Source organism: Streptomyces sp. MBT65 (genome assembly GCF_016612545.1).
In the GTDB taxonomy this organism is placed as follows: Bacteria; Actinomycetota; Actinomycetes; order Streptomycetales; family Streptomycetaceae; genus Streptomyces.
In genome coordinates this window covers 15380-27714 of sequence record NZ_JAENRY010000072.1, presented here as the reverse complement: position 1 = coordinate 27714, position 12335 = coordinate 15380, and the positions used below count along the sequence as shown (strand labels likewise).

At 71.2% G+C, this 12335-nt stretch carries 10 protein-coding genes; 4 read left to right on the top strand and 6 right to left on the bottom strand.

All coding sequences use genetic code 11. The features are described from left to right. The first annotated feature begins 26 nt into the window (after positions 1–26). The 3 genes from JHN63_RS18455 (at position 27) to rfbC (ending at position 3400) form a co-directional block, all read left to right on the top strand. Positions 27–620: an isochorismatase family protein gene (locus JHN63_RS18455; protein ID WP_200682173.1), complete on the top strand. Its 594-nt coding sequence runs from the start codon at positions 27–29 to the stop codon at positions 618–620. A 136-nt stretch (positions 621–756) separates the two neighbouring features. Further along, positions 757–2721, top strand: coding sequence for a glycosyltransferase family A protein (locus JHN63_RS18450; RefSeq protein ID WP_200682172.1), 1965 nt, complete (start codon positions 757–759; stop codon positions 2719–2721). A gap of 70 nt (positions 2722–2791) precedes the next feature. Next, complete coding sequence (gene rfbC / locus JHN63_RS18445; protein WP_200682171.1) at positions 2792–3400, top strand: dTDP-4-dehydrorhamnose 3,5-epimerase; 609 nt, start codon at positions 2792–2794, stop codon at positions 3398–3400. Here the strand turns inward: rfbC and JHN63_RS18440 are convergent. The 6 genes from JHN63_RS18440 to JHN63_RS18415 all read right to left on the bottom strand — a co-directional run bounded on the left by JHN63_RS18440 (position 3390) and on the right by JHN63_RS18415 (position 10008). Beyond that, positions 3390–4193 carry a class I SAM-dependent methyltransferase gene (locus JHN63_RS18440; protein WP_200682170.1) on the bottom strand — a complete coding sequence of 268 codons (804 nt, stop codon included), beginning with the start codon at positions 4191–4193 and terminating at the stop codon, positions 3390–3392. The two genes, rfbC and JHN63_RS18440, sit on opposite strands and share 11 nt — an antisense overlap. Then, positions 4190–5071 (bottom strand): dTDP-4-dehydrorhamnose reductase, encoded by an 882-nt coding sequence (gene rfbD, locus JHN63_RS18435; protein ID WP_200682169.1) that lies wholly within the window; start codon positions 5069–5071, stop codon positions 4190–4192. Before rfbD ends, JHN63_RS18440 begins: the two co-directional genes overlap by 4 nt. Continuing rightward, positions 5071–6042, bottom strand: coding sequence for a dTDP-glucose 4,6-dehydratase (gene rfbB / locus JHN63_RS18430; protein WP_200682168.1), 972 nt, complete (start codon positions 6040–6042; stop codon positions 5071–5073). Before rfbB ends, rfbD begins: the two co-directional genes overlap by 1 nt. Then, positions 6039–7106: a glucose-1-phosphate thymidylyltransferase gene (locus JHN63_RS18425; protein WP_200682167.1), complete on the bottom strand. Its 1068-nt coding sequence runs from the start codon at positions 7104–7106 to the stop codon at positions 6039–6041. Before JHN63_RS18425 ends, rfbB begins: the two co-directional genes overlap by 4 nt. A 91-nt stretch (positions 7107–7197) precedes the next feature. Beyond that, the gene (locus JHN63_RS18420) at positions 7198–7482 is read right to left on the bottom strand and encodes a hypothetical protein (protein ID WP_200682190.1); all 285 of its coding nucleotides are present in this window, start codon (positions 7480–7482) and stop codon (positions 7198–7200) included. Positions 7483–7563: 81 nt separating this feature from the next. After that, on the bottom strand, positions 7564–10008 hold the full coding sequence (locus JHN63_RS18415) for a SpoIIE family protein phosphatase (RefSeq protein WP_200682166.1): 2445 nt from the start codon (positions 10006–10008) through the stop codon (positions 7564–7566). Positions 10009–10171: 163 nt separating this feature from the next. Here JHN63_RS18415 and JHN63_RS18410 point away from each other — a divergent pair, with 163 nt between their 5' ends. After that, positions 10172–12301, top strand: a complete 2130-nt coding sequence (locus JHN63_RS18410) for a SpoIIE family protein phosphatase (protein ID WP_200682189.1) — start codon at positions 10172–10174, stop codon at positions 12299–12301. The last annotated feature ends 34 nt before the right edge of the window (positions 12302–12335 follow it).

Here is a 12335-nt window from a genome sequence, read left to right as displayed (position 1 = left end):
CCCGTACCTCCTGAAAGGCCTCTCCCATGGCACTCACCACCCTCGACCCGCACACCGCCCTCGTCGTGATCGACCTCCAGGGCGGCATCGTCGGCGCCCCGACCCAGCCGTACAGCGGGCCCGAGGTCGTCGCCCGTACCGTCGAACTCGCCGATGCCTTCCGGTCCGCCGGGCTTCCGGTGGTCCTGGTCCGGGTCACCTTCGCGGCCGACGGTGCGGACGCGGTGCCCGGCCGCACCGAGCAGCAGCGCGGCGGCGGCACGACCCGCCCCGAGGGCTGGGACGTCATCGTCGACGAACTGGCCGGGCACCTCGGCGACATCCACATCGTCAAGCGCAACTGGGGTGCCTTCCACGGCACCGGCCTGGACGTACAACTGCGCCGGCGCGGTGTCACGCAGATCGTGCTGACCGGCATCGCCACCAGCATCGGCGTCGAGTCCACCGCCCGCGCGGCCCACGAGCACGGCTATCACGTAACCCTCGCCACGGACGCGATGAGCGACCTGGACGCCGTCTCGCACGTCCACAGCATCGAGCGGATCTTCCCTCGGCTGGGCGAGACGGGCACGTCCGCCGAGGTCCTGGAACTTCTGGCCAAGACCCGCGCCGTGAGCTGATATCGGTTCACTCCGGGTTAACCGTTGCCCAACACCGGCCCAATGGGCGGCATCGAGACGGACCGGGTTAGCATCAGCCCACCGCGCCGTTCCGTATCGGGCAACGCGCACCACAAACAAGGGGGCCAGAAGCCGGATGTCGGTCAAGGTCAGTGTCGTCGTCCCTGTCTACAACCCAGGGCCCTACATCGAGGATTGCATCTCCTCTCTCCTCAGGCAGTCCCTGCCTAACGACGAGTACGAGGCGATCTTCGTCAACGACGGCTCGACGGACGGCACGCCCGCGCGGCTCGACGAGATCGCCGCCGAGCACCCCCACATCCGGGTCATCCACCAGGAGGCCTCGGGCTGGTCGGGCAAGCCCCGCAACGTCGGCATCGCCGCGTCCAAGGGCGAGTTCGTCATGTTCGTCGACAACGACGACTACCTCGGCGACGAGGCCCTTGAGCGGATGTACGAGTACGGCGTGGCCAACGGCGCCGACGTCATCGTCGGCAAGATGGCCGGCAAGGGCCGCGCCGTGCCCGTGGAGCTGTTCCGCAAGAACTACCCGCACGCGTCGGTCGAGACCGCGCCGCTGATGGACAGCCTCACCCCGCACAAGATGCTCCGCCGCGCGTTCCTCGACCGCATCAACCTGCGGTTCCCCGAGGGGCGTCGCCGCCTGGAGGACCACGTCTTCGTGACGGAGGCCTACCTCGCCGCGGACAACGTCGCCGTGCTCAGCGACTACGTCTGCTATTACCACATCAAGCGCGAGGACGCGTCGAACGCCGGCTTCCAGCGCTTCGACCCCGTCGGCTACTTCAAGAACCTGCGCGAGGCCCTCGACGTCGTCGAGAAGTACACCGAGCCGGGTCCGGCCCGCGACAAGATCTACCGCCGCTGGCTGCGCGTGGAGATGATGGAGCGCCTCGGCGGCGGCCGGCTCCTGAAGGTCCCCGACGAGTACCGCCGTGAACTCCTCAAGGAGATCCGCGGTGTCATGACCGAGCGCTTCGGCCCCGGTGTCGCGGCCGGTCTCGGCCCGCGGCTGCGGGTCGTCGCCGCCCTCGCCGCCGCCGACCGCTACGACGACCTCGTCGAGCTCGCCGAGTGGGAGGCCTCCCTCAAGCCGACCGCGGTCCCGGGCGAGATCGAGTGGCGGGACGGCAAGCTGCTCGTCCACTACCGGGCCGAGTTCGTCATCGACGACAAGCCGGCGATCTACGAGGCCGAGGGCGCCCCCGCTCCCAAGCACCCGGAGCCGAAGACCCTCGCCGAGGCGACCGCCATGCTCACGGCCGACGCCACCGCCAACATCAAGAAGGCGACGGCCGACCTCGTCGTCCGCGAACGCACCAGCGCCGCCTCGCACTTCCAGCCCGTGCAGATCAGTCACGAGACGATCGCCGACGGCGCCGGCGTCCGCCTGGTGCTGCACGCCACGGCCACGATCGACCCCGCCACCGCGGCCGCCGGCGTCCCGCTGGGCGCCGGTCTCTGGGACACCTACGTCCGGGTCGTCATCGGCTCCTGGAACAAGGAGACCCGCCTCGGCCCGGTCCCGCAGCACGGCGAGAACGCCGGGCACGCCGGTGTCGTCGCCGGTCAGGTGCTGCTCCCGTACTACACCGAGCCGCACGGCAACTTCTCCCTCGACATCGACAAGGCGAGCAAGCGCCTCGGCCTCGCCGACCTCAAGCCCGAGGACTTCACGGTCACCGGCGCCCGCGTCGGCGTCCTGCTCCCCTTCTACGTCGCCGCCGGCACGGACGTACTGCTGCGCCTGACCCACAAGTCGTCCGGTACGACCCTGGACGTGCCCGGTGTGGTCTCCCCCGAGTCCTCCGGCGCCCGGCTGGCCGCCGAGGTGCCCGCCGCCGAGCTGAAGGACCTGGCGTGGAACGCGTCGGTGTGTCTGGCCCCGGCCGCCACCGGGCAGCGTTTCCTGGCGCTGCCGGTGCGGGTGGCCGGTGACGCCGCCGGTGTCCGGGTGGAGGCGCTGCCGGCGCCCAAGCCCGCCGAGCCCAAGCCGGCCCCGAAGCCGGTGGCCGCCAAGCCCAAGCCGGGGCTGGCCCGCCGGGTGGCGCGCAAGCTGAAGCGCGCCCTGAAAAAGTAGCGCTGTCCGCGCGGGTCCTGGTACCCGCGCGGGACGCAGTACCCGAGCAAGTCATGGAGGACGGAAGAACGTGCGAGCACTGGGAATCGAAGGCGCCTGGGTCCTGGAACCCAAGGTCTTCCCCGACGACCGGGGCAGTTTCCACGAGTGGTACCGCGGCGAGGAGTTCCGCGAGGCCACCGGGTACGACCTGACCCTGTCCCAGGCCAACTGCTCGGTGTCGCGGCGGGGTGTGGTGCGCGGAGTGCACTTCTCCGACGTGCCGCCGAGCCAGGCCAAGTACGTCAAGTGCGTGCGCGGAGCCGTCCTCGACGTGATCGTGGACATCCGCGTCGGCTCTCCCACGTTCGGTCAGTGGGAGGCCGTCCGGCTGGACGACGACAGCAAGCACGCCGTGTTCCTCGCGGAGGGTCTTGGGCACGCGTTCATGGCCCTGACCGACGACGCGACGGTGGTGTACCTGTGCTCGACGGGCTACGCGCCCGGACGTGAGCACGGGATCAACCCGCTCGACCCGGCGCTCGGCATCGAGTGGCCCGAGGGGTTCGAGCCGGTGCTGTCGGAGAAGGACGCCGAGGCGCCCACATTGGCAGAGGCGGAGCAGTCAGGACTTCTTCCGTCCTACGCGGACTGCTCCGCCTACTACGAGCGACTGCGCGGTGGGCAGGTCAGCGACTGACGCTGAGCTGCTCCACCGAGCGGCGCAGGGGCTCCCAGCCGCGGGACCGCTTGGTCCCGCGGTCACGGGCTTTGGCGAGGGGGCCCCAGAAGCCGGCACCCAGCAGCGTCTCGGGCTTCACCGCGGTGGTGCGCTCCAGGATCGCCTCGGGCACCTTCTGCGGGTCCGGGACCTCGAACTCGGCGACGATCTCGTCGTACTTGTCCTTGAGGACCGTGCTGGTCGGGTCGGCGCCGAACACCACGAGCTGTCCGGTGGGCTGGGTGTCGACCAGGACCGTCACCAGGTCGGGACGGTAGCGGGCGAGGATCTCGACCAGCTTGTAGACGTCGCCGGTCCAGGCGTCGGTGTGCCGGTCCCGGGCCGCCTCGTCGATGCTGCGCGGCAGCATGTCGTCGAAGACGATGACGCTGGCCCAGTCCGAGTGCTTCTCCACGTTGATGAAGTCGCGCAGCGCGTACTCGAAGAGGTGCATGCCGTCGATGAACGACAGGTCCAGCGTGGTGGTCTTCCACCAGCCCAACGGGCTGCGGTTGCGGGCCAGTTGACGCAGCGGGTGACGACCGCCGCGCAGGTGCACCAGCGGGTTGTCCCGGGCGAAGAAGTCGTCACTGGTCGCCTTGGCCAGGTGGACGTCACAGCGGATCTCCGTGACCACCTTGAACGCGGGATCGATCGCAACGCTGGGCACCCGGGAGAGCGTCAGGCTGCGGCCGTCGTTGACGCCGATCTCCAGGTAGTTGCGGTTCGCGGTTGACTTGTGGAGCCCCCGCAGGAACTCATGGCGTTTCACGAAGAAATCTCCTTGCGGATGTGAGGAAGTGCTTCGTGCAGGGCGGACCGCCAGTCCCTAGGCGGTTCCAGGCCGACCTCCCGCCACCGCTCGTGCCCGAGGGCACTGTAGGCGGGGCGGGGCGCGGGACGGACGAAGGCCGCGCTCGTGGTGGGGCGGACGCGCTCCGGGTCGGCACCGATGAGCCGGAACACCTCCTGTGCGAGACCGTGCCAGCTGGTCTCACCGGAGCTGGTCGCGTGGAACACCCCGTGCGCGCCTTCGACGTGACCGATGCGGGCGCCGAGATCGGCGATCCGTACGGCGACGTCGGCGGTCCAGGTCGGCTGTCCGTGCTGGTCGTCGACGACGTCGAGAGTGTCGCGACGTGCTTCCAGCTCGATCATCGTGCGGACGAAGTTACCCCCACAGGCTCCGTACAGCCAAGCCGTTCGGACAACCGCGCTGTTACCGGGCAGTTCGGCCAACACGGCCTGCTCGCCCGCGAGTTTGGTCCGGCCGTAGGCGGTGCGCGGGGCGGTGGAGTGGTTCTCCGGGTACGGCGTGCTGCGGGCCTCGCCGTCGAAGACGTAGTCCGTGGAGACGTGCACCATGCGCGCGCCGGAGGCGGCGCAGGCGCGGGCGAGGAGCCGGGGCCCCTCGCCGTTGATGCGAAGGGCGCGCTCCTCGTCGGTCTCGGCGTCGTCGACGGCGGTGTACGCCGCGCAGTTCACGACCACGTCTGGGTGGTGTTCCGCGAACGCCCGGTCCACCGACGCGGGGTCGGTGACGTCCAGGGCGGCGCGGTCGAGACCGACGAACTGCTCACCGCGGCGGGCGAGTTCGTCGAGGACGTCGTGGCCGAGCATCCCGCCGGCACCGGTGATCAGCCACATCATCAGGCGCGCTCCACCCGGGCCTTGAGGGGTTCCCACCAGGCACGGTTGTCGCGGTACCAGGCGACGGTGTCGGCCAGGCCGCTCGCGAAGTCGTGCTGCGGCTGGTAGCCCAGCTCGTCGTGGATCTTGGACCAGTCGACGGAGTAGCGCAGGTCGTGGCCCTTGCGGTCCTCGACGCGCTCGACCCGGTCCCAGTCCGCGCCGCAGGCCTCCAGCAGCAGGCCGGTGAGTTCCTTGTTGCTGAGCTCGGTGCCGCCGCCGATGTTGTAGACCTCGCCGGCCCGGCCCTTGGTGCGGACCAGCTCGATGCCCTGGCAGTGGTCCTCGACGTGCAGCCAGTCGCGGACGTTGAGGCCCTCGCCGTAGAGCGGGACCTTCTTGCCGTCGAGGAGGTTGCTGACGAACAGCGGGATGACCTTCTCGGGGAACTGGTGCGGCCCGTAGTTGTTCGAGCAGCGGGTGACACGCACGTCCAGGCCGTGGGTGCGGTGGTAGGCCAGGGCGAGCAGGTCGGAGGAGGCCTTCGACGCGGAGTACGGCGAGTTCGGCGCGAGCGGGTGGGTCTCGGGCCAGGAGCCGGTCTCGATGGAGCCGTAGACCTCGTCGGTGGAGACGTGCACGAACGGGACGCTGTAGCGCAGGGCCGCATCCAGCAGGACCTGGGTGCCCACCACGTTGGTGCGGACGAAGTCGCCGGCGCCGTTGATCGAGCGGTCCACGTGGGACTCGGCGGCGAAGTGGACGACCTGGTCCGCCTCGGCCATCAGCTTGTCGACCAGTTCGGTGTCGCAGATGTCGCCCTGGACGAACTCGAGGCGCGGGTGGCCTATGTCGAGGTTGTCGAGCGTGCCGGCGTACGTGAGCTTGTCCAGCACCGTGATGCGGGGCGCGTCGGGCGCGTCCGAGGCGAGGAGCATCCGGGCGTACGTGGAACCGATGAAGCCGGCGGCGCCGGTGACGAGGAGATTCATGAACGGATCTGCACCTTGCTGTGGTCTCCGAGAACGAGGCGGTGGGCGCTGGGTACCCCCGGAGCGGGGGTCACTTCGACGTGCTTGCCGATGAGCGAGGACTCGATCCGGCCCACCCCGGCGATGGACGAGTCCTGCAGCACTATGGAGAACTCCAGCTCACTGTCGGTGATCCGGCAGTTCTCCGCGACCGAGGTGAACGGACCGACGTAGGAGTCGCTCACGACGGTTCCGGCCCCGATGACGACGGGTCCGACGATGCGCGAGCGCTCGATGCGCGCTCCTGCCTCGATGACCACGCGGCCGATGGTCTCGGAGGCGTCGTCGACCTCGCCGTCGATGCGGCGGTCCATGCTCTCCAGGACGGTCCGGTTGACCTCGAGCATGTCGACGACGTTGCCCGTGTCCTTCCAGTAGCCGTGGATGACCGAGGAGCGCACGTCGGCGCCGTCGTCGATCAGCTGCTGGATCGCGTGGGTGATCTCCAGCTCGCCGCGCCAGGACGGCTTGATGGCCCGCACGGCGTCGTGGATGGCGGGCGTGAAGAGGTAGACACCGACCAGGGCGAGGTCGCTCTTGGGGTGCTCGGGCTTCTCCTCCAGGCCGATGACCTGGCCCGATTCGCTGAGTTCGGCGACGCCGAAGGAGCGCGGGTCCGGCACGTGGGTGAGAAGGATCTGTGCGTCGGGCTTGTTGGCCTGGAAGCCCTCGACGAGGCCGGTGATGCCGCCGACGATGAAGTTGTCACCGAGGTACATCACGAAGTCGTCGTCGCCGAGGTACTCGCGCGCGATCAGCACGGCGTGGGCCAGTCCGAGGGGCTGGTCCTGCGGGATGTAGGTGACCTTCAGGCCGAACTTCGACCCGTCGCCCACCGCCTGCTCGATCTCCGCCGCGGTGTCACCGACGATGATGCCGACCTCGGTGATGCCCGCGTCGGCGAGTGATTCGAGCCCGTAGAAAAGGACGGCCTTGTTGGCCACCGGGACGAGCTGTTTTGCCGATGTGTGTGTGATCGGCCTCAGGCGGGATCCAGTGCCGCCGGAGAGAACGAGAGCCTTCATCGCTTCACCTTAGCGTCATCTTCGGACGCGCATCGTTCCTCCCTATGTTCGTTTGTTACGACCGGCCAACGATGGGGGGTACGGAAGGTGTCTAGCCGGCCGTCGGACCCGGTGAGTCCCCCGCTGCCCGTGCCACGTCCGCCTCGACCTCGGCCCGGTCGAGGCCCTCGTCCCGTGCGTACTCGTCCGCCGCGGACTGCATGTCGCGGGCCAGGTCGCGCCAGGCCCGCCAGGCGGTCTCGTAGATGTCGGTCTCGGCCTCGGTCCAGGATTCGTGCGCGGGGGCTCCCAGGGAGTCCCGCATCTCCTTGACCCGGGCGCGTGCCGCCTGGGCCGCGCGGTGCTTCTCGACGAGTTCCTCGAAGGTGTGTGCCACAAGCACGCACCCCATCACGGCGGACGCGCGCGACCGTCCCGACCTGCCGCTGCACGACCGGACAGGCACCCGTGCGGCCGTCTACCGGTCGAGCGCGATCTCGGCCCACACCTGTTTGCCGCCGCTCACCGGCACCGTGCCCCAGGCCGCCGACATGGCCTCGACGAGGAGGATGCCGCGGCCGCCGGTGGCCTCCCAGCCGATGCTGGTGGGCTTGACCGGGGTGCGCGGCGAGGAGTCGGCGACGGCGACGCGGAACCGCCGGTTGACGAGGGTGAGGTCGAGGCGGACCGGTCCGTCGGTGTGCACCAGGGCGTTGGTGACCAGCTCGGAGACGACGAGCAGGATGGTGTCGGTCTCCTCGGTGACACCCCAGGTGCGCAGGGTGCGCTTGGTGAAGCGGCGGGCGTGCCGGGCCGCCTCGGGGACGCGCCACACCGTCCAGTTCTCCCGGCGGGGGCGGGTGGCCAGGCCGTCGTAGCGCATCAGGAGGAGGGCTACGTCGTCCTCGCGGCGGGCGTTGCCGAGCAGCGCGTCGGCGACGAGGCCGAGGTGCGCGGGGTCGGAGACGGCGAGGCCGTGCGCGAGGCGGTCGAGGCCCTCGTCGATGTCGGCCTCCTTGGACTCCACGAGACCGTCGGTGGTGAGGGCGACGACGGTGCCGGGCTGGAGCCGCAGCGGGCTCATCGGGAAGTCGGCCTGGGTGACCACGCCGAGCGGCGGTCCGCCGTCCGCGTAGGGGATCTCGGTGCTGCCGTCCGGGTACCGCAGGACGGGTGGGAGGTGACCGGCCCGCACGTACCAGGCGGAACCTTCCTCCAGGTTCACGTCGACGTAGCAGCAGGTGGCGAAGAGGTCGGTCTCCAGGTCGATGAGGAGGCGGTTGGCGTGCGAGACGACGACGTCGGGCGGGTGTCCCTCGACGGCGTAGGCGCGCAGCGCGGTGCGCATCTGGCCCATGAGGGTGGCGGCGCCCGCGTTGTGGCCCTGGACGTCGCCGATGACGAGGGCGACGTGGTTGTCGGGCAGCGGGATGACGTCGTACCAGTCGCCGCCGACCTCGAGGCCGGCCGTGGTCGGCAGATAGCGGGCGACGGCGACCGCGCCGGGCAGGTTCGGCAGCCGGCGCGGCAGCAGTTGGCGCTGGAGCATGCCGACGAGTTCGTGCTCGGCGTCGAAGGCGCGGGCGCGCATCAGGGCCTGCCCGGCGAGTCCTGCGGAGGCGGTGAGCAGGGCCCGTTCGTCGGAGCCGAAGACGTGCGGGTCGTCCCAGCCGATCAGACAGGCACCGGAGACCCGGCCGCCCGCGGACAGCGGCAGCACGGCGAGGCCGCCCGGTCCGACCTCGGCGAGGGCGGGTTCCAGGTCGGTGCCGGCGGGCCAGATCGCGGCGCGGCCCTCGCGCAGGGCGGCGGCGAGGGTGGGCATCGTACGGACGGGCGCGTCGGGCCATTCGCTGCGCCACTCCTGGCGCCACAGCTCGGGCCAGGACTCGGGTTCGGGCGGGTCGAGGACGGTGACGACGAGCCGGTCGCCCTCCAGTTCGGCAAGCGCGATGCGGTCGGCGCGCAGCGGTTTGCGCAGGGCGGCGACCACGGCCTGGCTGACGTCACGGACCGTGCCGGCCATGGCGAGCGCGGCGGCGAGGCGCTGGACGCGGGCCACGTCGTTGACGCCGGAGCGCAGCTGGGAGGCGTCGCCGACGGTGCCGACGAGGCGGGCCGGGCGGCCGTCGCCGCCGGGCAGGAGCCGGCCCTGAAGCCGCAGCCACTTCGGTGTTCCCGAGGGCTGGAGAACCCGGAACTCCAGCTCGCGGTCGCCGATGGCCATGTGGTCGGCCTCGACGACGGACATCAGCGAGGGCAGGTCCTCCGGCACGGTCAGTCCGAGCAGGGTCTCGACCTTGCCGTCGAAGTCGCCGGTGGCGAGCCCGAACAGTTCCAGGACGTCGCCGCCGACCTCGACCCGCCCGGTGTCCATGGCCAGGTCGAAGGCGCCCGCGGCCAGGTCCTCGCCCGCGACGGCCTCGGCGAGCACCGGGATCGCGACCGCGTCGGCGATCAGCGCGAGGCACTCACGGTCCTCGCCGGCGAATCCGGCCGGGCGTTCGCTCACCGCGAGCAGACAGCCGCCGCCCTTCTCGCCGCGCACGGGCAGCGCCGCGAGGTGGAACTCCCCCGTCGGCAGGCGTCGTGCGTCGCCGCCGGCGGCGAGTTCCTCGGGACCGAACCACACCGGGTGCCCGGCCCGCCGGGCCTCGGCGGCCGGTGATCCGCCGGACGCCGGATAGCCGTCCCGCAGCCCGTACAGCGTGCGCGGCACACCGGCCGACTCGACCAGGCACAGCAGGTCCGCGTCGTCGCCGGGTGTGTACACCCCGGCGAAGCTCGCACCGGCGAAGACGAGGGCCTGTTCGAGGACGCGGCGCAGCCGTTCGCGGGGGCCGAGGTCGGTGGCGAGCGTTTTGAGGGCGGTTTCGGCACGCAACGTTCCCACTCTGCGTCCCACAGCGCCCTCACTGACCACGTCCGCAATTACAGCGCTTATACAGCGACTGCGCAGCCCCTGTGACCGTTCCGTGGAGATGAGCCACCGGATGGCCCCGTCGCGCGACGGCGACGACGCTCGCCGTGCGCGTCGCGCTCCCAGGGTGGAGCCTGATCCGTGGGAGCGCGGGCCGGGCAAGGAGGTGGTCGGCGTGTCGGACGGGCAGGCGCCGACGGTCGCCGGGTCACCGGTCGGCCGGCCGATGCTGTCGCTCGCGCTGGCCGCGATGATGGACGGCGTCCACGCGCACTCGGGTGCGGTGTATCTGCTGACGCCCGACGAGCCGGTGCTGGAGATGGCGGTCATGGCCGGGCTGCCCCGCGCCTTCGCGGCGCCCTGGGAGCGGGTCGGGCTGAGCGCGCCGATCCCGGTCGCCGAGGCGGTGCGCGAGCGGCGGCTGATCTGGGTCGGCGGCGAGGAGGACATGGCCCGCCGCTATCCGCGCATCGCGGTCGTGCTGCCGTATCCCTTCGCGCTGGCCGCCGTGCCCGTGGCCACCGCGTCCACGGTCTACGGCTCGGTGTTCGTGACCTGGCCCGGTTCGCATCCGCCGGACCTCTCCGACCGGGACCGCGACCAGCTGACGACCGCCTGCGACCGGCTCGCGGTACGGCTGGAGCGGGCCGTCGAGGAGCGGCGGCCGGCGCGGGCCGAGCCCGACCTGCTGGCGACGGGGCCCGCGACGAGTGTGGCCGGGACGCTGGGCACGGTCGAGGCGGCCCGGATGGTGGCCCGGCTGCCGTACGGGCTGTGCTCGCTGGATCTGCACGGGCGGGTGGGCTTCGCGAACGCGGCGGCCGGGGAGCTGCTCGGCATGTCGGTGAGCCGTCTGCTGGGCACCCAGTTGTGGGCGGCCGTGCCCTGGCTCAACGACCCGGTGTACGAGGACCGTTACCGGGCCGCGCTGCTCAGTCAGCAGGTCACGTCGTTCGTGGCGTTGCGGCCGCCGGGCGAGTGGCTGTCGTTCCGGATGTATCCGAACACGACCGGGCTGAGTGTGCGGATCAGCCGGGCGCGGGCGGTGACGGAGCTGGGCCGGGCGGCGCCGCGACCGGGCGAGGGGCCGTCGCGCCTCGTGTCCATCTCGCAGGTGCTGAGCCTGGCCGGGGCGCTCACCGAGGCGGTCGGGGTGGAGGACGTGGTGCAGTTGATCGCGGACGAGATCGCCCCCGCCGTCGGCAGTCAGGCGCTGGTGGTTCTCGGTTCGCGGGGCGGGCGGCTGCATGTGCTGGGACACCGCGGCTATCCGGACCCGGATCTCGTCGAGCGCTTCGACGGAATGCCGCTGACCCTGTCGACGCCGGGGACGGCCGCGCTGAACAGCGGTATGCCCGCGTTCTTCGACTCCCGGCAGGAGATGGAACGGCTGTATCCGGACCTGCCCTCCACGCCCGACGTGTTCACGGCCTGGGCCTATCTGCCGCTGATCGCGTCCGGGCGCCCGGTCGGTACCTGTGTGCTGGCCTATGCCGAACCGCACGCCTTCCCCGCGGACGAGCGGGCCGTACTGACGAGTCTCGGCGGGCTGATCGCGCAGGCGCTGGCGCGTGCGCTGCTCTACGACGCGAAGAACCGGCTGGCCCATGGACTCCAGGCCGCGCTGCTGCCGCACTCGCTGCCGCCGCTGCCGGGCATCGAGGCCGCCGCCCGCTATCTGCCGGCCACGCAGGGCATGGAGATCGGCGGCGACTTCTACGACCTGGTGACGTCCGAGGGACTGGCCGCGGTGATCGGCGACGTACAGGGCCACAACGTGACCGCGGCCGGGCTGATGGGCCAGATCCGGACCGCCGTCCGCGCGTACACCACGGTCGGCCAGGCTCCGGAGGAGGTCATGCGCAGCACCAACCGGCTGCTGATCGACCTCGGCTCCGAACTCTTCGCGAGCTGTCTGTATCTACGGCTGGATCCCGCGCGCGGTACGGCCGTGATGGCCCGCGCCGGGCATCCGCCGCCCTTGCTGCGCCGGCCGGACGGGCGGGTGCGGGTGCTGGACCTGGCGGGCGGTCCGCTGCTGGGCATCGACGCGGACGCCGTCTATCCGACGACGGAGGTCGATCTCGCGCCCGGTTCCGTCCTCGCCCTCTACACCGACGGGCTCATCGAGTCGCCCGGCGTCGACATCGAGGACGCCCTGGCCGAACTGGGTCAACGCCTCGCAGCGGCCGGGGAGTTGCCGCTGGAGGAGATCGCCGACGAACTGGTGCGACACAGCGCCGCGGCGCGCGAGCGGATCGACGACGTGGCGCTGCTGCTGCTTCGGGCCCTGTAGCCGGACCCGGGCCGACGTACACGCAGGGCGGTCC

Bases quoted from the DNA above. Each gene is read 5' to 3' on its own strand.
- JHN63_RS18455 (WP_200682173.1), top strand. From the start codon at position 27: ATGGCACTCACCACCCTCGACCCGCACACCGCCCTCGTCGTGATCGAC.
- JHN63_RS18450 (WP_200682172.1), top strand. From the start codon at position 757: ATGTCGGTCAAGGTCAGTGTCGTCGTCCCTGTCTACAACCCAGGGCCC.
- rfbD (WP_200682169.1), bottom strand. From the start codon at position 5,071: ATGATGTGGCTGATCACCGGTGCCGGCGGGATGCTCGGCCACGACGTC.
- rfbB (WP_200682168.1), bottom strand. From the start codon at position 6,042: ATGAATCTCCTCGTCACCGGCGCCGCCGGCTTCATCGGTTCCACGTAC.
- JHN63_RS18425 (WP_200682167.1), bottom strand. From the start codon at position 7,106: ATGAAGGCTCTCGTTCTCTCCGGCGGCACTGGATCCCGCCTGAGGCCG.